We start from the raw sequence: 20042 nt of genomic DNA, 5'->3' as shown, positions 1-20042 counted from the left end.
AGCGCACTTGATGTGAACTATCATTATTGGAGCCGGTCTGATTTTCCAGACGACGCATTCGTCTCCCGCTTTCCTCCCTGAGCGGGGAGCCTTATCTGATAAGGCTTAAATGCTTACCCCGATTTTACTCCCCTTTAATCGGGGTTTTTTTTGCCTGTTGTTTCTGGAAATGCAATCCAGCGTATCGATCGATATGAAATCGACCATGATTCCATGGCATGAGTGGTGAAACTTCAACAGTCAGTAATGGCCTAGTGTGTTGCTGGATATAAAAAAGCCCCGGCATGCCGGGGCTTCTTGTGCAGCAGGGCAGGTCAGAGACCTGCAATACGGGTTTCTGTTTAGAAGCCCATACCACCCATACCGCCTGCATCTGGCATTGCAGGTGCAGCTTCTTCCTTAGGCAACTCTGCAACCAGGGCATCAGTAGTCAGGATCAAGGACGCTACGGAAGCAGCATTCTGCAGGGCAGAGCGTGTTACCTTGGCTGGATCAAGAACACCCAGTTCCACCAGGTCGCCGTAAGTGCCGTTGGAAGCGTTGTAACCGTAGTTTCCAGTACCTTCCAGTACCTTGTTCACAACAACAGATGGCTCGTCACCGGCGTTGGCCACGATCTGACGCAGCGGTTCTTCAATCGCACGCAGTACGATCTTGATACCAGCATCCTGGTCTGGGTTTTCGCCCTTCAGTTCCTTGATGGAGGAGCGTGCGCGCAACAGGGCAACGCCACCGCCAGGCACGATGCCTTCTTCAACAGCGGCACGTGTCGCATGCAATGCATCTTCAACGCGAGCCTTCTTTTCCTTCATTTCGGTTTCTGTTGCAGCACCAACCTTGATTACTGCAACACCGCCAGCCAGCTTGGCCACGCGTTCTTGCAGTTTTTCACGGTCGTAATCGCTGGTGGCTTCTTCGACTTGCTTCTTGATCTGGTCGATACGCACCTTGATGTTGCTTTCGGTACCGTTACCGTCGATGATAGTGGTGTTTTCCTTGCCGATTTCAACACGCTTGGCTTGACCGAGGTCTTCCAGGGTGACTTTTTCCAGGCTCAGGCCAACTTCTTCAGCAATCACATTGCCGCCAGTCAGGATGGCGATATCTTCCAGCATAGCCTTGCGACGGTCGCCGAAGCCAGGTGCCTTGACAGCCACAGTCTTCAGGATGCCGCGAATGTTGTTCACAACCAGGGTGGCCAGTGCTTCGCCTTCTACATCTTCTGCAATGATCAGCAGAGGACGACCAGCCTTGGCAACTTGCTCCAGTGTCGGCAGCAGATCGCGGATGTTGCTGATTTTTTTGTCGAACAACAGGACAAATGGATTTTCCAGCAAGGCGATTTGACGCTCTGGATTGTTGATGAAGTAGGGAGACAGGTAACCACGGTCGAACTGCATGCCTTCAACCACGTCCAGTTCATTTTCCAGGCCGGAACCATCTTCTACAGTGATGACGCCTTCCTTGCCTACCTTGTCCATGGCATCAGCAATGATCTGGCCAATGTCAGTATCGGAGTTGGCAGAAATTGAACCAACCTGGGCAATTTCCTTGCTGGTGGTAGTAGGCTTGGAGATTGCCTTGATTTCATTCACGATCTCGGCAACAGCCTTGTCGATACCGCGCTTGAGGTCTGTTGGGTTGAAACCGGCAGCCACGTACTTGAAGCCTTCGCGTACGATAGCCTGGGCCAGAACAGTAGCAGTAGTAGTACCGTCACCTGCATTGTCGTTGGTCTTGGAAGCTACTTCCTTCACCAATTGTGCACCCATGTTTTCCAGCTTGTCGCTCAGCTCGATTTCCTTGGCAACCGAAACACCATCCTTGGTGACGGTTGGGGAACCGAAGGAACGCTCCAGCACAACGTTGCGGCCCTTAGGACCAAGAGTAACCTTTACTGCATTCGCCAGCACGTTAACGCCGTTAACGATCTTGGCACGTGCCTCATCGCCGAAAATAACTTGTTTTGCAGCCATTTATATCTCCTATTGAAACTTGTTTGAGCTGTGTGGTGTGAACGATCAGGCTTCTACAACGCCCAGGATGTCATCTTCACGCAGTACCAATACTTCATCGCCATTGACCTTGACGGCCTGGCCTGCATACTTGCCAAACAGCACCTTGTCACCAACCTTAACGTCCAGCGCGATTGCCTTGCCGTTGTCGTCCTTCTTGCCTGGACCAACAGCAAGCACTTCACCTTGATCTGGCTTCTCGGCAGCGGAATCAGGGATGACGATACCAGACGCAGTCTTGCGTTCTTCTTCCAGGCGTTTCACGATAACGCGGTCTTGCAATGGGCGAATTGCCATGTGTTTCTCTCCTAAAATCTTGGGTTGAACATTGAATTTGTTACAAGTTCGGTTGCTAGAGGTGGTTTAGCACTCACCCCTATTGAGTGCTAATAATAGGGACAGGACCTTGTTTTTTCAAGAGCTTCATTGGATTTTTTCTGTCGTCTGTTGGTGGTGGACATGTATGCATGACAGATAACCTTCTCCCCAAGGGACATTATTCAAAATGTCGCGTTGCAATTTAAGCCCTAACAATGAAGACCCAACAGGGTCACCAGGACGGTATCTTAAACAGTCGCACTGGTATGGACTTCATCTCATGCTTTAGGAGACCATGTTTAACATTGGCCTATCAACTTACAACTCTATCTCTACAATGAAAAAAATGAAAGTATGGTTCTAGCAAATAGGCAAGCAAAGCCATCCACGGCTGGCAGCCAGTCTTTCATCATCACCCATAATTACCATCCCGACGGAGTTGATACCCTCAAATCACGGGTTTAATGGATAAGGCCAGTCTTGCTTTAATACTCCAAGGATTGAGTGAAGTGCAACTTAAGCCACTGGCAGGCGTGTTAAAAACTACATGTAGGGGTTTCATGGGAGGCAAGCTACGCGCTGCAAGATGGCGATTTGCCTCAATTACATCCGAGACAATAAGAACTCAGATGCTTTCTCAGCAGCTCCTGTCATTTCCTTCATTGTTAGCATGCTTGAGTATTCATCGCTTAAACGTACTAGCTCTGATTTATCCGTAATTTCTGCTTTTGCGTAGATGAGGCGCAGGTAATGCCTGACGGTGGTGGGGGAAAGCGCAAGATCAAAAGCGATGTCTTTATAGGATTTTCCGTCTGCATAAAGTAATGCAATTTCCTTTTCTCGGGCGGTGAGCCGGTTGAAAATTAAATCACGACTGATATCCAACCGTTGCAGTCCGCCAGCCAGGCTGGAGCGGATTTGAAATTGACCATTGGCACTCATTGACGCGCTATTCAACAGATTTAATGCAATGTGGTCAGGAGTACGCCACTTGGGGCACAGCTCTCTGAACATGTCTGCGAATGCGCTATCGGCACACAGGATCAAACCAGTGTCGTCAATGAATGCTGTAGAGGCTTTCAATAACATGTTGGGGATGTGCATTCTTTCAATTTCAGCTTCAAGATTGGCTTTCCAGCTGAGGTAGATATGGGATGTCAATTGCTGTTTGAGCGAGATGGCATGTGGCGTAAAAGGCTGGGCATACTGACCTGACCTAAATAGCGTAATAAAGAAGAACGCATCCTGCCCAGGGAGGAAAATAGAAGTACATAGGGCATGCTGAATGCCTTGTTCACCATTCAGGGACTTCAAGCCAGGCGTAGAACTGAGGTCAGCAGGAGTGTAATGAATCGTGGTCTTGGGCGCACGGTGTACATCTGAGGCCAGGGTGTCATCTGCGCTTACAAGCTTCCAGTGCTCTTCAAAAGCCAGGGGCAATTCATGGCGGAATGAACTGCGCAAACTGAAGCCATGGCTATTGGGCGAGAGAATGCCCCACCACGCCTGATCAAAGCCGATGCTGCGGCCCAGCATTTGCAAAGCGCGCTGCTGAAAGCTTGCAGCGGGTTCCTTCAGCGCAGCTTGATATAAATCGCCAATTAAGGTTTCTTCAGTACTAAAGGCCATCGCTACCATGTGAACCCCTACATTTGCAGTATGGGCAAGCTGCCCGCCCCAAAGGATAATGCCCAATTATTTTTGAAAGTATACCAAAGGGTTAAGTGATGATATTGAACAGGCGATCTCTAATCAAGCTCTGGTTCATCGTTGATGCCATTCTGGCCCTCACCCCACCCATATACTGGTGGGTAAATAAACAAAGTTTGTTTTTGGGACTACCTGCAAACCTTGGCTATTTTCTATTCGTCTCGATCTGCATCACAGCCAGTGTAGTCGTGGCTTATTGGCTGGATAGTGAGGGCAAGGCATGATCATTACCTTTGGCCAGATCCTCGCCTTTTTCTTGCTTGTGGTTGTGGTATTGCAGCTAAGCAAGCGCAAAGATAAATCCTTCACGGATTATGCCGTGGGTGGTCGTTCATTTGATGCCAGATTCCAGGCGATGTCCTTCCTCAATACCTGGTATCCCGGAGCCATGTTTACGGCTTTTGGTGGGCTGGCTGCTGCAAGTGGTGTCATTTCCTTCTACGTGTTGGTGTACAGCCTTTTGACCGTAGTGTTGATGTATGTGATGGCGCAGTCTGTGTGGGTCTGGGGCAAACATTTTGATTTGAAGACCCAGCCCGATCTGTTCTCATTGCGCTATAACTCGCGCCACATCCGTACCATCGCTGCCGTGATCGGCATTATTTCCGGGATTCCATGGTTGGTGCTGGGCATGCAGGCACTGGGAGGTTTGTTCCAGTATATGTCGCTGGGCAAGCTTAGCTTTACCACGGCCGTGGTGCTGGGGGTTGCCCTGATCGCGGTCAGGCAGATTTGGACTGTGCGCATGGGCATGCGAGGGGTTGTGATCTCGGACATGGTGCAAGGCATCATGGCTTATTTGATCGGCACTGGCGTGTTGATTGGGCTGATTGCCTGGCTGGTACAGGCCCAGGGTATCACCCTGGCTACACTGTCTGAGCAGATGTTCAGCTTACCTGATTTTGGCAGCGAGCAAGGCCCTTTGTACGTGTTTAGTCTGATTCTCACCGGCACAGTAGGTGGCTGGTGTTGGCCCTATATATTTGTGCGCCTGTTCACAGCCGACAGTGTGCATAGCCTGAAAAAATCCGCTGCACTGGCCATGCCAGTCTCGCTGGTATTTGGTACAGCGTTGCTGTTGTTCGGCATGCTGGCTTCTGGATTGCCAGGTATTGCAGAACAGAGCAATGACGTCTGGTTCTTGGCCAGTCAGCAGGCGGGAGGGGTATGGCTGCTGGGCTTGGCTGGTGTGATACTGCTGGCCGCATCCATGGGGCACATCGATGGCAATATTCAGGCAACAGGTGCACAGATCGCCAATGATCTGGTGGGCAACTACCGCACGCTGACACATCCTCAGCTGATTTTTATTGCCAAGTTTGGCATGGTCATTCTTACCGCGCTCTCGGCCTGGCTGGCTTGCATGAAGCTGCCAGCCTTGTTCTCACTGGCTGTGCTGGCGTATCAGGGCATTATTCAATTAGCGGTACCGCAGTTTCTGGGCATATTCTGGAAACGGGGTAATGCCACAGGCGCAATAGCAGGCATGGTGCTTGGTTTCATAACCGCAGTGCTGCTGGAAACAGCATTTCCCGCGTTAATAGGACAGGCATATGGGCTCAGCTCTGGTTTGATCGGGCTGGCAGTCAATTTCGTGGTGTATGTTGCAGCTGCATATCTACTACCTCATTCAGCAGAAGAACAACGCCGCATTGACGGGATTTTCGAGATTGCCAGAAGTGGCAACAGGCCGATGTCATGAGCACCACCGATCACAGAGAACTTGAGTCTGCGATTCCAGAACACTTGCGTAAACCAGGGCTATGTCCTTTCAGGAGCAGTGCAGAACCACCGCCGTATCCCACTTATGTGGCTAGATTCAGCAAAGATATCAACCAGGTCGTGATGTGTTATCTCGGAATTCAGCTGCGACCAGAGGGTAATCGCAAAGCCTTGAAGGCTGCAGCGATATCGGTAGAGGAACTTGTCAGCTTGGCCAGTGGCCCCTTATACGTTGATCAAGCGAAAGGAGTTGATGGGGACGAATATGAAACCCATATATTTGCGCTATTTTGGGATTCGGTAATGGCTTATCAGCATTGGTGCGCGAGTGATCTTGTGCAAGGTTGGTGGGAGTCGAATCAGCGGGAAGAGGATGGCGTAGGATATTTCAAAGAAGTCTTTATGCCAAAAATTGACTTCTTTGAAACCCACTATGCGACCCCAGAATTTCAAAGTCTGGGCAATCTGGCAGATGCCATGAGTGGAGAAATCAAAGAGCACGCTTATTGGGGAGCCATGCGTCATCGCATTCCTGCCGCTCAATATGATTCTTTGGCCTCAGTCGGATTACCTTCTGTGGTATCTAAACATGACAACGCTAAGCGAAAGCTTGTCGTTCCTCATGACTATATGTGCTTGATCAGGTCTGGGCAAAACTGGGAGAACGCAGATCAGACTGAGATTGCTCTGTATCAAAAAGTCATCCTTCCAAGCCTAGTGCAAGGGATGGGGTATTTAAGTGAGCAAGGTTTGGAGATCGGCTGTTACAGCAACCGGTTCGTTACTTTGCTTTGTGAGGATGGATATATCGCCAGGCAGAGTTATGGATTGAGCTATTGGAGCGGACTAGATGCACTAGAGAAATGGGCATCCAGTCATCAAACCCACCTAAAGATATTTGCCGCAGCACAAGAATACATGAGCAAGCTTGGTAGTGAGGCTCGTTTGACCACGTATCACGAAGTCGCAGTGATGGCTGCTGATGAACAGTACTTTGAGTACATCAATTGCCACCCCTCCACTGGATTACTGCAACTTGCTTAACTAGCCCACTCACTTGAATAGACTTGCTTCCGAATCCCATCAATCGATTATTTTTTATCTAGATTGCCTGTTAGGGATGGATAGATGCAATGTACTTTGGGCTCAGCTACCCACTTCAGACGCTTTGAAACGATTTCTGCAGTGGGAAAATGCAGAAGAGCGTTTAAGTCCAAGGGGTAATTAATTCTCTAAAAAACATATGTTTAGTTAAATCTCGAATTTCATTGCAAAAAACCTGTTCAATATCATTTTGAGTTGCAAACTCTAAGGAAGGTGCGAATAAGCAGGTCATTTCTTCCCAAGCTGACTCGCTGATTAAAATTTCGCGGATCTGGGCCGATTTTTTTCCCGCAAACACATCGAATCAGCCTATTTAGGCTATTTTTTCCGCCATTTCTGGCGTTATTTCCGGTTTTTACTGAGATCTCTCCCACTGACGTATCATTTGGTCCACCCGAAACAGGTTGGCCAGGGTGAATAACATCGCCAGTTGGTTATCGTTTTTCAGCAGCCCCTTGTATCTGGCTTTCACGAAGCCGAACTGCCGCTTGATGATGCGAAACGGGTGCTCCACCTTGGCACGGATGCTGGCTTTCATGTATTCGATGTTGATGGCCGTTTTGTTCTTGCGCGGATGCTGCTTCAAGGTTTTTACCTTGCCGGGACGCTCGGCGATCAGCCAGTCCACATCCACCTCGGCCAGCTCCTCGCGCTGTGGCGCTCCTTGGTAGCCGGCATCGGTTGAGACAAATTGCTCCTCTCCATGAAGCAGATTACCCAGCTGATTGAGGTCATGCTCGTTGGCCGCGGTGGTGACTAGGCTGTGGGTCAGGCCACTCTTGGCATCGACACCAATGTGGGCCTTCATGCCAAAGTGCCACTGATTGCCTTTCTTGGTCTGATGCATCTCCGGATCGCGTTGCTGCTCTTTGTTCTTGGTAGAGCTGGGTGCCTCAATGATGGTGGCATCTACCAAAGTGCCTTGGGTCATCATGACGCCTGCTTCGGCCAGCCAGCGATTGATGGTCTTGAACAATTGACGGGCCAGTTGATGCTGCTCGAGCAGGTGGCGGAAATTCATGATGGTGGTGCGATTCGGCAGGGCGCTATCCAGGGAAAATCGGGCAAACAGGCGCATGGAGGCGATTTCGTACAGGGCATCTTCCATGGCACCGTCGCTCAGGTTGTACCAATGCTGCATGCAGTGAATACGCAGCATGGTCTCCAGCGGATAGGGCCGTCGGCCATTGCCCGCCTTGGGATAAAACGGCTCGATGACAGCGGTCATATTCTGCCATGGCAGAATCTGCTCCATGCGGGAGAGGAAAATCTCTTTTCGGGTCTGACGGCGCTTAGTGCTGAATTCACTATCGGCGAAGGTGAGTTGATGGCTCATGATGTCCCTCTGGGATGCGCTCCGGATGAACATGATGATCTCATATCAGGAACTTGTTCGCACCTTCCCTAAGTAAATGATTTTGCGATATTATTTGCAAGTGACTGATTTGAATCAGGTGAGAGTCTCGAACTGAATTGCAAACGACATTTTTCTTGGAATATTCCATTCAGCATCCTTGCCTTGGGGAGTCACCTCCGGTGTATTGGCGCTGCCTGTTAACCTGGCGGTCTATATTCTGCTTAGTGTCACAATCAAGAATGATGACAGCGAGACGCGCAGGCTCAAGCATCTTTTTGGGAGCCTTGAGTCAGTGCGGGGGCAGAAATAAATCAATATAGCCTCCTCTTGGAGGCTGCTGAGCTCAAGGTATGGATTAGTGTATCGAAATGTGATACATTGAACCGATATTTGTTGGAATAATGAAAGACTCATCCATGGCTGTATCGGGGTTGCCGATAAAAAAAGATCATTCCCCCATGCTGGCCTTGGTGCTTGCGCTGGCATGTCTAGCCATGCTGGGACCATTCACGACAGATACTTATTTTCCGTTCTTCCCGGATATGGAAGCCCACTTTGCTATCAGCCAGGCGCAGGCGCAGCAAAGCCTGACGGTCTATCTGTTTACCTTTACCGCGATGATGCTGTTCCATGGCGCGCTTTCAGACAGTTTCGGCCGCAGGCCTGTGATTCTGGTTTCCCTGTCAGGATTCATCATCGCCTCGCTTTTGTGTGCCATGACGGATAATTTCTCCAGCTTATTGGTTTACAGAGGCATGCAAGGATTGTTTGTTGGCGCTGGTACGGTGGTGGGGCAGGCTGTTATCCGGGATAAGTTTGCCGGTGTCCAGGCACAACGGCTGATTGCGCAGATTACGATGTTGTTCGGGATTGCCCCGGCCATTGCCCCGTTACTGGGTGGCTGGCTGCACCAGTATTTTCCCTGGCAATCCAGTTTCTTTCTCCTCAGCGGGCTGGGCATCTTGATCCTGTTATTGTGTTTTGTGAGCATAGACGAAACCTTGCCTCCACACAGTCGCCAGCAGTTTGCGCTCAAGTCCATCCTTGGTAACTATATTGGCATTTTCCGGGAGCCAAGATTTCTGGCGTTGTCTGGCTGCATTGCAACAGGGTTTGGAGGATTCCTGGTGTATGTCGGCGGTTCACATGACTTTATCTTCAAGGTCATGCATATGTCATCGCTGCAATTTGGCTGGTTGTTTATTCCTATCGTGATAGGTCTGATTGCTGGTTCCGCATTGGCAACGCGACTCACGGGAAGAGTCTCCAATCATGCCATGATCAACAGCAGTCATCTCATCATGGGCGTGGCGGCGGGTTTCAATGTGCTTTATAACCTGTTGACTGAGCCAAGCATGCCGATGGCTGTTGTCCCTGTCTTGCTGTATACCTTTGGTCTTACCTTGATGATGCCTGCCGCCATGATGTTGGCACTGGATCTGTTTCCACAAAGCCGGGGGACGGCAGCCTCTGTACAAGCTTTTATCCAATCCTTGATTTTCGTGCTGCTCTCGGCTTTCGTCGTGCCTGTGATTCTTGGCAATGGTACGCTGTATGCTAGCGTGATGTTGGTGATGCTGGTGGGCAACGTGGTGCTGTGGAATATCTATAAGACTTATCGTTAAAAGCAGGGTAAGCCAAGTAGAGTAGTTTCACGAGAATATTTTCTCCCGGTGGCTCATTGCTAGTGAGTCTGATGCGATCCTGACATATTGTGCTGTCTATCGTTACTACATTCCTACACCCTAATCGGACGGCAGGGGATTAAGCATTGCGCCTGTGATTTTTAAGATGAACTGACCTTTACAGTGACTGACTGGACAGGCTTTTATCTTTAAGACAGGAGAAATGTCATGACTTACCCAAATACTTCGAACCGTGGTTTTGCTTCCATGGACGCGCAAAAGCAAAGGGAAATTGCCAGCATGGGAGGAAAGGCGGCCCATGCCAAGGGCACTGCGCATGAGTTTGACTCCCAATCGGCGCGTGAGGCCGGAAAAAAGGGAGGAAGGATTGCGCATGAAAAAGGCACTGCACATGAGTTCAGTTCAGAGGAGGCGCAGAAAGCTGGCAGTAAAGGCGGTCGTGCTTCGCGGGCCGGTGGCCGGTAATTAGTCAGTGTGTCAGGGAGTGGAGTGTTCCACTCCTTTCCAGATGCAATCCCATAGAGCGAGACTAAAGGAGATCATCATGATTCTGAACCACGAACTGGCACGGGAACGTGACCATCGCCATATGGACCAACCGCCCCAGCACCAGGATACTCAACCGGGCAGGGAAGCCGCGATGGATCCCAGGCCGCAATATATTGATCCGGCTTATCAAGGCAGCGAGAAGTTGAAAGGCAAGGTGGCAGTCATTACCGGAGGGGACAGTGGGATAGGAAGGGCAGTGGCCGTTCATTTTGCTGTCGAGGGCGCGGATATTGTCATTAATTATTTATCGGATGATGAGCAGGAGGACGCGGAGAAAACGCTGGCGTTGATTCATCAGCAGGGTTGCAGGGGAGTGGCGGTCAAGGGCGATGTCAGTGATCCGGAATTCTGCGAGGAACTCATCATGAAAGCCGTGAGCGAGTTCGGTACCCTGGATATCCTGGTCAATAATGCAGGGCAGCAGTATGTGCAATCGAGCTTCGAGGATATCAGCGCGGCGCAACTGGAGCATACTTTCCGGACCAATATCTTTTCCATGTTCTACCTGACCAAAGTGGCCTTGCCATTGTTAAGCCCCGGCTCACGGATCATCAATACTGCTTCTGTGACGGCTTATAAGGGAAACCCTTCCTTGATCGACTATTCAGCCACTAAGGGGGCGATTGTGGCATTTACCCGTTCCCTGGCAATCAGCCTGGGAGACCGGAATATTACGGTGAATGCGATTGCGCCCGGGCCGATCTGGACTCCGTTGATCCCTGCCAGTTTTTCTGCCAGAGAGGTGGAGCATTTCGGCCAAGACACCTTGCTGAGAAGGCCTGGGCAGCCAAGTGAGGTAGCGCCCACTTACGTGCTACTAGCCTCCAATGATGGATCGTATATGACTGGTCAGGTGATTCACCCTAATGGAGGAATCATACTGAATGGTTAACCGTTGGGCTGCGATGGGAGCCGATTAGCCGTCAGCGGGGTGAGCTGGTGTTGTCAGTTGTCGCTGGTAAAACGCGACATCCAGCCACTGTCCGAATTTGAAACCTACCTGCCTGAATGTACCCGCATGTACAAAACCTGCGGATAGGTGCAAGTTGATACTGGCACTGTTGGCCGTATCTATGCACGCGACCATCACATGTACTTGTGCCTGTTGTGCGCGCTGGATAATGTTTGTGAGTAATAACTTACCCAGGCCTGATCCGCGATAGGACGAGTGAATATAGAGGCTGTGTTCGACCGTGTATTTGTATGCCGGGAATGACCTGAATGCGCCCCAGGTGGCAAAGCCAAGCAGTGTGCCGCTGTGAGGGTCTGCAATCCCGATGACTGGGTGGCCTGCTTCGCGTTTGGCAGCAAACCAGGCGGCCATGGTTGCTGGAGAGCGGGGAGTGTAATCGTACAGCGCTGTGGAATTGAGGATAGCCTCGTTCAGGATGCCCCGGATGGCCTCTCCATGTTCTTCTTCGTTACATTCTATCAGGCATACATCAGGCGGCATGACGCAGTTTTTCCAGTATATGCGCATGCAGTTCTGGGTCGCCACAGGCGAGCACTGTACCGCCATGCTGTGCAGTGTTGCCATCCCATGAAGTGATAATGCCGCCGGCACCCTCGATAATGGGAATCAGTGCCTGTACGTCATAAGGCTTGAGGTCGGCTTCAATAATGACATCTACAAATCCGGATGCCAGCATGCAATAGGCGTAGCAATCACCGCCGAAACGTACCAGTTGGGCTGAGGCGGCTACATCATCAAAAGCCTGTCTGCGTTTTGCATCAAACATATCTGGCGTCGTGCACATCAGTCTTGCCGTGGCCAGGCTGTTACAGGCCCGGGTCTTGAGGCGGAGGCCATTACCTGTACTGTAAGCTTGGGTGCCGACATAGCGTTCACGGGTGTAGGGTTGGTCCATCAGGCCCAGTATCGGTTTTTCTCCATCATTGAGGGCTATCAACGTTCCCCAGAGTGGCAGGCCAGTCATGAATGCCCGGGTGCCATCAATCGGGTCCAGCACCCAGGTGACCTCACTTTCTCCATGATAGGCCGCCTCTTCCTCACCCAGAATGCCATGGTGGGGATAATGCTGGCGGATCAGTTCACGCATGGCACGCTCGGCCGCCTTGTCCGCTTGGGTGACGGGGTCGAAGTGATGATCGCTTTTGTTGGTGACAGTGAGTGGCTGCCTGAAGTAAGGCAGGATGGTAGCGGCGGCAGTATCAGCCAGTTGTTCGGCAAAGACCTGGAATTCTGCCAGTTGTGCTGCGGTGATGCTCATTGGTAATCAGGTTCCCAAAATTGACTGGTGAAAATGAGGCTCACAGTGCCGGCCTGGGCAACGTAAGCCATTGTTGCACGGAAGGGCGCTGCCATTGGTGTGTGGCATAGCTTGCCAGATGCTCGGGAACGGGGTCTCCGCCCAGCACCAGCCGGTTCAGCATCAGCGCCAGCTCAGTATCGGCAATTGACCAGTCGCCGAACAGGTAATCGTGACCGGCGGGCAGCAATGTTGCTGCAATACGCAATAATTTATCCTTGGCCTGGCTGGCTTCCGGGGACAGCGGCATGGTAGAGGCAGTACGGTAGAAAACATGATCGGTGCTTCGCTCCTGGCGAAGTGGCATCAGGTCGGTACGCAACCAGGCCTGGACCTGCAGTGCTCGTGCACGAGAGGGAATGTCGCGTGGATACAGGTCTGTGCCAGGGAAGGTTGCATCCAGATATTCCGTGATGGCGGATGATTCAGACAGGTGGAAATCACCATGGCTCAAGGTGGGGACACGATTGGTCAGTGACCTGGCGATATAATCCGGCGCATGTTGTGCCTGTTGAGCAAGGTCAACCGTGATCAATTCGAAGGGCAATGATTTTTCATGCAATGCAACAAAGGCGAACATGGCGAATGGACTGATGAAGCGTGCATCGACGTATAGCTGTAAAGGTGATGACATGAATCCTGTGCCCCGGTATTGAGTGATCAATAGATATTCTAAATCATACTGCTGTAATTGCATGCACCCTGCAATGAGCGGCCTGGCCGCTGTTCGGAGCTGTTGCCAGGCCGGTTCGGATTAACGCTGTCTTGGGTCGCTGTAGCGAGACAGCCAGTGTGCATACGGGGCAGGCAGCACCCAGGCAGGATTATCCTTGTGCAGTTCCTTGGCGGCCTGATAGCTCCAATTGGGGTTTTCCAGGTGTGCACGGCCTATCATGGCAAGGTCCAGCTGCTCATTGCGGATAGCCTGATCAGCCAGGTCTGGCGCGCCAAACCCCCATGCCGATGAAACCGGGATGCCGGCTTCATTACGTACGCGCTGGGCAATTGGCGCCAGGAATGCAGGGCCCCATGGAATCCTGGCTTCTGGCGTGCTGAAGCCTATGCTGACACTCAGCATATCCAGGCCGAGCTGTTTCCATTGGTTGACTAACTGGATGGATTCATTCAAGGTTTGCTCATCCTGTCCGTCAAATTCCAATACCCCAAAACGTGCAGTCAGCGGCAGTTTTTCTGGCCAGACCTTGCGCACTGCAGCCAGTGTCTCACTAGCGAAGCGACCCCTGTTTTCAGCATTGCCGCCATATTCATCATTACGCAGGTTGGAGTGAGTGGACGTGAAGCTCTGTGCCAGATAGCCGTGGGCAAAGTGCAGCTCCAGCCATTCAAACCCTGCATCCACAGCACGGCTGGCGGCATCGACAAAGTTTTGCTGAACACGCAGGATATCCGCGACAGTCATTTCTGTTGGGACACGCGGCAACAAGCTGCCAAATGCCTTGGCTGAGGGAGCTATGGTCTGCCAGCCCCGCACATCGTTCGCGGGAATATGGTCATCGCCTTCCCAGGGGATATTGGCGCTGGCCTTGCGTCCCGCATGGGCAATCTGAATACCGGGCACAGCACCGGCTGCCTTGATGGCGGCGGCAATCTCGCGCAGTTGTTCGGCCTGGTCATCATTCCATAAGCCCAGGCAATGCGGGGTGATGCGTCCTTCCGGGGCAACGGCAGTTGCTTCCACGATGACCAGTCCGCTGCCGCCACGCGCCAGGGTTGCGTAATGCGCCTTGTGCCAGTCATTGGCTACACCATCAATCGCCATATACTGGCACATGGGAGGTATTGCAATGCGGTTTCTCAATTCCACATTTTTTAAGCGATATGAAGAAAACAGGTCTGCCATGCTTTTTCCTTTTTCAATAGTGATGCGTGAATATGGAAACATTTCCCTGATCGTATCTGGGTATGTTTCCATAGTTCCAAAATATTCGAACTATGGAAACATAGTAACGGCTATGATAAATTTTGTCCATGAGGCAAATTAAACATCCCCCGATTGACCAGGTTGAGCTGACAGATATCATGTACGCTCTCTCGGACCCGGCACGCATTGAGATTGTCGGGCGGCTGGCCCAGGCTGGCAGGCAGATGACGTGTGGCGAGTTGGACCTGAACCGGCCTAAATCCAGTATGTCGCACCATTTCAAGATTTTGCGCGCTGCTGGCATCGTGGAAACCGTGATTGATGGCAAGGAGCACTTGAATTCACTGCGGCTTGCCGAAATCGAAGAGAAATTCCCCGGTGTCCTTAATGCTGTACTCAAGACCATCTGCTTGTCTGCATCAATATCCAATGAGCAATAAAAAAGCCCAGCCTGTGTCAGGCCGGGCTTGCTACAGAGCGTTTGCTGGTTAACCTACATAGCGCTTGATCCTGAAACCAGTCTTGGGGTGAGTGGTATAAATGAAATGCTTGCCCCGGTTGCGGTCTGCCTGTTCGGCAGAAGTATTGATGCGATTGATGTTAAAGCTATACTTAGGGTGCGGCCGGTTGTTGTTGGCAACGGCTGCATTCCTGGATGACGCTACCACTACTGTTTCCGAAACCCGTGTATCAGCTTGTATGTTGAGCGGGCTGAGATTGGCGGCTTGCGCCTGTGCCATCAGGAATGGCGCGGACAGTGTCGTGAAAGCCAGTATTAGGATTGTCTGTTTCATTGGAAAATCTCCTGTGAATCTATTCATTGTTTGGATTGCATGATAGAGAGTGGAGTCATCGTTATTGCCAGCCACCTCCTAGCGCCCTGTATAAGTCGATCATTGCCGTGATTTGCTTCTGCTTGGTTTCAATCAGGTCCATCTTGGCTTCCAGGGCATCACGCTGGGTCAGCAGCACTTCCATATAGTCGGCGCGGGCGGACTGGAACAGCTGGTTGGAGATGTCGATGGAGCTGGTCAGGGCTTCAACCTGGCTGTTCTTCAACTGATAGTTCTTATCGAGATTATCAATGTTGGAAAGCTGGGTGGACACTTCGGAATAAGCCTTGATAATGGCCTGCTCATAATCGAATGCCGCCTGAATCTGTTCGGCGCTGGCATTCTTATAGGTAGCAATAATGGCATTCCGGTTGACCAGTGGAGCCATGATATCGCCTGCCAGGGAGCCTGCCACTGACTCAGGCATGTTGAGCAGATAGCGAGGATTGAATGCCTGAAAACCCAGCCCGGCCTTCAAAGCGAAGGAGGGATAAAAATTGGCCTTGGCAACCTCGATATTCAGCTTTGCTGCTTCCAGTTCAAGCTGCGCCTTGCGAATATCAGGCCGGTTCTCCAACAGCTGGGATGGCATGCCGGTCTCCAGCATTTTGGGCTTGAGGTCCATGAAACTAGCTGAGGCACGCTCGATAGGCTGTGGTGTTCTTCCCAGCAGAAAATTGATCCGGTTTTCGGTTTCAACGATGTGCTGCTTGACCTCATAACGTTGGCTGCGGTTTTTATTCACCTCAGCCTCGAACCGCTTCACTGCCAGTGATGTAGTGCGTCCATACAGCTGGAGCTGTTTCACGACATCGAATGCATGCTGCTGGATCTGGATATTCTTATCTAGGTTATCGAGTTGGTTATCCAGTGCCAGCAGTTCGTAGTAGGAGTCTGCCACTTCTGCCACGAGATTGGTGGTAAGGAAGTGCTTACCCTCGATGGAAGCCATGTATTCCATGGTGGCTACCTTGGTGGCGTTTCTCAGCTTCTTCCAGACATCCAGCTCCCATGATGCGACCAGGCCGAACTGGTAATTACCGAAATACTTGGGGAATGCCTTGCCTTCCTTGATATCCAGGTTTTCCTCAATGGCACCGTTGCGAGTGTACTTGGCAGTCCGCTCGGTTTCAGCCGCAGCACCGAAGCCAACGGAAGGCAGGTATTCACCTTTCCTAGCCAGGATTTCGTTCTCGGCAACACTGATGCGTTGCATGAGAATGTTGATCTCCTTGTTGTTGGTCAGTGCAATATCAATCAGGCTGGATAAATATGGATCTTCAAAAAACTCCTTCCAGTTCACTTTGGCTGCACTGTCTGTGCTGGCCTGGTCAGGCGAGAACGCCTGTGGCAGGTCAACTGCCGGTTCCTTTTTTGCAATGGTCGGGATAGCGCATGATTGCGCCATCAAGGCCATGCATCCCAATACGATAAGTTGAATGGCTTTATTCTTGGTCATCATCATTCTTACTGTAGTGATAGATTTCAGTTAAAGGCTCGAAAGCTTCGTTCTTGATCAGGGATTTGCCTTCAGACATGCGAGCGAAGATGTAGTACAGGCCTGGGATCAGGATGACGCCGAACACGGTACCGAACAGCATGCCGCCCAATGCGGAGGTGCCGATGGTTCTGTTGCCCACTGCGCCAGCGCCGGTCGCCATGACCAGGGGAATCAGGCCTGCAATGAAGGCAAACGAGGTCATCAGGATAGGGCGGAAGCGGACTCTTGCACTCTCAATGGCTGCATCCCTGATTGACATGCCTTGCTCATGTTTCTGCACGGCATATTCCACAATCAGCACGGCATTCTTCCCGAGCAGGCCGACCAGCATGACCAGCCCGACCTGGGCGTAAATATCATTTGCCAAGCCCAGGCTTTTCAGCAGGAAGAAGGAGCCAAATATGCCTGCAGGCAGGGACAGCACCACTACCAGCGGCAGGATGAAGCTCTCGTATTGCGCTGCCAGCACCATGTAGACGAACACCAGCACAACACCGAAAATAATGATGGCTTCGTTGCCACGGTTGGCTTCGTCGAATGACAAGCCTTCCCAACCTACGTCATAACCTTTGGGCAGAGTGGCTTTTGCCACTTCTTCCACGGCCTTGATGGCGTCATCCGTGGTGTAGCCTGCAGCGGGCATGGCGCGGATAGTGGCTGAGTTATACAGGTTGTAACGCGTGATCTCGTTGGGACCCTGCATTTTCTTCAGTTTCATGAAGGCTGAGTAAGGCACCATTTCGCCTTCTTCATTCTTGACGTAGTAGCTGAGTACGTCACTGGGATAGCGACGGAACTCAGGTGCAGCCTGGGTATAAACCTTGAAGAAATTGTTGAAGCGGATAAACCCTTGTTCGTAAGTACTGCCGATCAGGATATCCAGGTTGTCCATGGCCTTGGCGATGGATACCTTCTTCTGCATGGCCAGCTTGTTGTCAATTTCAATTTCATACTGGGGGTAATTGGCAGCATAGAAAGTGAACAGGCCGGTGAGCTCCTTGCGCTTGCCGAGCTCCTTCATGAAGTCCTTATTGATTTTGTCGAACTCGTGATAATCGGTGTTATCAGTCTTGTCGAGCAGGCGCAATGCCAGGCCGGAAGCTGCACCATAACCTGGTACTGCCGGTGGTTCGAAGAACTCGATGACGGCGCCAAAGTCCTTGGTCTTTTCTTCCAGTTCCTCGATGACTTGGTGCACTGAGCGCTTGCGATCAGACCAGTCCTTCAGGTTGATGATACAAGTACCTGCATTGGAGCCACGACCCTCGGTCAGTACTTCATAACCAGCGAGGGACGATACCGATTGCACACCTTCCACCTTGGAGGCGATAGTTTGCAACTGGCGCGCAATCTTGTTGGTGACTTCGAGTGTGGACCCGGGCGGTGTCTGGATAATGGCATAGACCATGCCCTGATCCTCGCCTGGAATGAAGCCGGCGGGCAGTGACTTGTCGACAATGAAGGTGCCGAAGGCAAACAGGCCCAACAGGAGGATGGTGATTATCCTCCTGGTGACAAGCACTTCAAGCAGCTTGGTATAGCGGCCGGTTACTTTCTCGAACACATAGTTGAATGCATTGATGAAGATGCGGATAGGTGTCCTGCGTTTGGGTTGGCCATGGTTGTTCTTCAGCAACATGGCGCACAGCACAGGTGTCAGGGACAGGGCCACGACACCGGAAATGATAATGGAAGCTGCCATGGTGATAGAGAACTGACGGTAGAACACACCCACAGGCCCAGTCATGAAGGCCACGGGTACGAACACAGCGGTCATCACCAGGGTAATGGCGACAATCGCACCACCGATCTCCCCCAGTACCTGTTGGGTAGCCCGGTAGGGAGATAAATGCTCAGTTTCCATCTTGGCATGGACAGCTTCCACGACCACGATCGCGTTATCCACCACAATACCGATGGCTAACACGAGAGCAAACAGCGTGATCAGGTTGATGGAAATCCCGAACATCTGCATAACAAAAAATGTGCCGATCAAGGACACGGGCACGGCGAGGATGGGAATCAGGGTGGAACGCCAGTCTCCCAGGAAGATGAACACCACCAGTGCGACCAGGATAAATGCCTCGATCAGCGTGTGTATCACTTTTTCAATGGAAGCATCGAGGAACTTTGATACATCGTAATTGACTTCATAATCCATGCCTTCAGGAAAGGATGCCTTCAGTTCCTGCATCTTTTCCTTCACGTGCTCAATCACCTCGGTCGCATTACTGCCATAGTTCTGCTTGAGCACGATCGCCGCCGATGGATAGCCGTCCTTATTGGAGTAGATGTCATAAAACTCACTGCTCAACTCTACTTTGGCAATATCCTTGAGATGCAGGATTTCACCTTTCGCGTTGGCACGGATAATGATGTCTTCATATTGTTCAGGCTTGTTGTAACGGCCTTGGTAGAGCAGCACATATTCCTTGGACTGGGCAGAAATGCCTGAACTCTGGCCCAGACGGCCCGGACGCCCGATCACGCTCTGGCTGTCGATTGCTTCCATGACCTCTTCGGTCGATACGTTATAGGCACGCATGCGGTCCGGGTTGAGCCAGATACGCATTGCGTACTGGCGGCTACCCAGGATCTTGGCCTGGGCAATACCGTGGACGCGTTGAATTTCGGGAATGACATTGACGTTGGCATAGTTGAACAGGAATTTCTCATCAGCATTCTTGTCCTTGCTGAACAGGTTGATGTACATCAGCATGCTGGGTTGCACACGTTCAACCACGACACCTTCCATCTGTACCAGTTTTGGCAATCGGCTCATCACCTGGTCCAGACGTGTCTTGACGTTGATCATGGCCTGGTTGGGGTCAATTCCCAGATCAAAGATCACCTGGATGGTCGCTTCCCCGGCACTGGTGGCATCGGAAACGATGTATTTCATGCCAGGGACACCATTGATTGCGCGCTCAATGGTAATCAGCGATGACTGCACCAGCACATCAGCACTGGCACCAGGATATGCCAGCGAGACAATCACGCGTGGTGGCGCAATATCCGGGAACTGGGCCGTTGGCAGGGTCTTGATGGACAAGAACCCCATGAAGACAATCAACAGCGACAAAACAATCGCCATGACTGGTCTCTTGATAAATATATTCAGCATTGATATTGCCC

17 protein-coding genes are annotated in these 20042 nt (G+C 51.4%); 6 read left to right on the top strand and 11 right to left on the bottom strand.

Annotated elements, in window-relative coordinates:
* Positions 1-341: 341 nt before the first annotated feature.
* The 3 genes from groL to CHB59_RS08270 all read right to left on the bottom strand — a co-directional run bounded on the left by groL (position 342) and on the right by CHB59_RS08270 (position 3962).
* Positions 342-1976, bottom strand: a complete 1635-nt coding sequence (gene groL / locus CHB59_RS08280) for a chaperonin GroEL (RefSeq protein WP_089375759.1) — start codon at positions 1974-1976, stop codon at positions 342-344.
* A gap of 45 nt (positions 1977-2021) precedes the next feature.
* Positions 2022-2312, bottom strand: coding sequence for a co-chaperone GroES (groES, locus tag CHB59_RS08275; protein WP_089375758.1), 291 nt, complete (start codon positions 2310-2312; stop codon positions 2022-2024).
* 624 nt (positions 2313-2936) lie between these two features.
* Positions 2937-3962, bottom strand: a complete 1026-nt coding sequence (locus CHB59_RS08270; RefSeq protein ID WP_179212115.1) for a helix-turn-helix transcriptional regulator — start codon at positions 3960-3962, stop codon at positions 2937-2939.
* A 301-nt stretch (positions 3963-4263) separates the two neighbouring features.
* Between CHB59_RS08270 and CHB59_RS08260 the strand changes: the two genes are divergently transcribed.
* Entirely contained in the window at positions 4264-5745 is a 1482-nt protein-coding gene (locus CHB59_RS08260) for a sodium:solute symporter family protein (protein ID WP_179212114.1), read from the top strand.
* Positions 5742-6809, top strand: coding sequence for a phenylacetaldoxime dehydratase family protein (locus CHB59_RS08255; protein WP_089375755.1), 1068 nt, complete (start codon positions 5742-5744; stop codon positions 6807-6809). Before CHB59_RS08260 ends, CHB59_RS08255 begins: the two co-directional genes overlap by 4 nt.
* 415 nt (positions 6810-7224) lie before the next feature.
* Here CHB59_RS08255 and CHB59_RS08245 read toward each other — a convergent pair whose 3' ends face one another.
* Positions 7225-8205, bottom strand: a complete 981-nt coding sequence (locus tag CHB59_RS08245; protein WP_089375754.1) for an IS5-like element ISKpn26 family transposase — start codon at positions 8203-8205, stop codon at positions 7225-7227.
* 422 nt (positions 8206-8627) lie between these two features.
* On the opposite strand from CHB59_RS08245, the gene CHB59_RS08240 reads away from it, so the two are divergent.
* The 3 genes from CHB59_RS08240 (at position 8628) to CHB59_RS08230 (ending at position 11313) form a co-directional block, all read left to right on the top strand.
* Complete coding sequence (locus CHB59_RS08240) at positions 8628-9851, top strand: multidrug effflux MFS transporter (RefSeq protein ID WP_089375753.1); 1224 nt, start codon at positions 8628-8630, stop codon at positions 9849-9851.
* Between the two features lie 228 nt (positions 9852-10079).
* A complete protein-coding gene (locus tag CHB59_RS08235; protein WP_089375752.1) occupies positions 10080-10337 on the top strand; it encodes a KGG domain-containing protein in 258 nt (85 codons plus the stop codon).
* Between the two features lie 79 nt (positions 10338-10416).
* Positions 10417-11313 carry an SDR family oxidoreductase gene (locus tag CHB59_RS08230; RefSeq protein ID WP_089375751.1) on the top strand — a complete coding sequence of 299 codons (897 nt, stop codon included), beginning with the start codon at positions 10417-10419 and terminating at the stop codon, positions 11311-11313.
* 24 nt (positions 11314-11337) lie between these two features.
* Here the strand turns inward: CHB59_RS08230 and CHB59_RS08225 are convergent, their stop codons facing one another.
* The 4 genes from CHB59_RS08225 to CHB59_RS08210 all read right to left on the bottom strand — a co-directional run bounded on the left by CHB59_RS08225 (position 11338) and on the right by CHB59_RS08210 (position 14552).
* Entirely contained in the window at positions 11338-11874 is a 537-nt protein-coding gene (locus tag CHB59_RS08225) for a GNAT family N-acetyltransferase (RefSeq protein WP_089375750.1), read from the bottom strand.
* Positions 11864-12652: a histidinol-phosphatase gene (hisN, locus tag CHB59_RS08220; RefSeq protein WP_089375749.1), complete on the bottom strand. Its 789-nt coding sequence runs from the start codon at positions 12650-12652 to the stop codon at positions 11864-11866. Before hisN ends, CHB59_RS08225 begins: the two co-directional genes overlap by 11 nt.
* A 40-nt stretch (positions 12653-12692) precedes the next feature.
* Complete coding sequence (gene yfcF, locus CHB59_RS08215; protein WP_089375844.1) at positions 12693-13325, bottom strand: glutathione transferase; 633 nt, start codon at positions 13323-13325, stop codon at positions 12693-12695.
* 120 nt (positions 13326-13445) lie between these two features.
* On the bottom strand, positions 13446-14552 hold the full coding sequence (locus tag CHB59_RS08210) for an NADH:flavin oxidoreductase/NADH oxidase (RefSeq protein WP_089375843.1): 1107 nt from the start codon (positions 14550-14552) through the stop codon (positions 13446-13448).
* Positions 14553-14680: 128 nt separating this feature from the next.
* Between CHB59_RS08210 and CHB59_RS08205 the strand changes: the two genes are divergently transcribed.
* Positions 14681-15013: an ArsR/SmtB family transcription factor gene (locus tag CHB59_RS08205; RefSeq protein ID WP_089375748.1), complete on the top strand. Its 333-nt coding sequence runs from the start codon at positions 14681-14683 to the stop codon at positions 15011-15013.
* A 48-nt stretch (positions 15014-15061) separates the two neighbouring features.
* Here the strand turns inward: CHB59_RS08205 and CHB59_RS08200 are convergent, their stop codons facing one another.
* The 3 genes from CHB59_RS08200 to CHB59_RS08190 form a co-directional block, all read right to left on the bottom strand.
* Positions 15062-15367, bottom strand: a complete 306-nt coding sequence (locus CHB59_RS08200; RefSeq protein WP_089375747.1) for a hypothetical protein — start codon at positions 15365-15367, stop codon at positions 15062-15064.
* A gap of 61 nt (positions 15368-15428) precedes the next feature.
* Positions 15429-16868, bottom strand: a complete 1440-nt coding sequence (locus tag CHB59_RS08195; protein WP_089375842.1) for a TolC family protein — start codon at positions 16866-16868, stop codon at positions 15429-15431.
* The gene (locus tag CHB59_RS08190; protein ID WP_089375746.1) at positions 16852-20031 is read right to left on the bottom strand and encodes an efflux RND transporter permease subunit; all 3180 of its coding nucleotides are present in this window, start codon (positions 20029-20031) and stop codon (positions 16852-16854) included. Before CHB59_RS08190 ends, CHB59_RS08195 begins: the two co-directional genes overlap by 17 nt.
* Positions 20032-20042: the final 11 nt, after the last annotated feature.

The sequence above is a fragment of the Methylobacillus rhizosphaerae genome (assembly GCF_900187985.1).
Lineage (GTDB): Bacteria > Pseudomonadota > Gammaproteobacteria > Burkholderiales > Methylophilaceae > Methylobacillus > Methylobacillus rhizosphaerae.
Note: the sequence above shows the minus strand (reverse complement) of the source record. Positions and strands in the feature narration are given on the sequence as shown.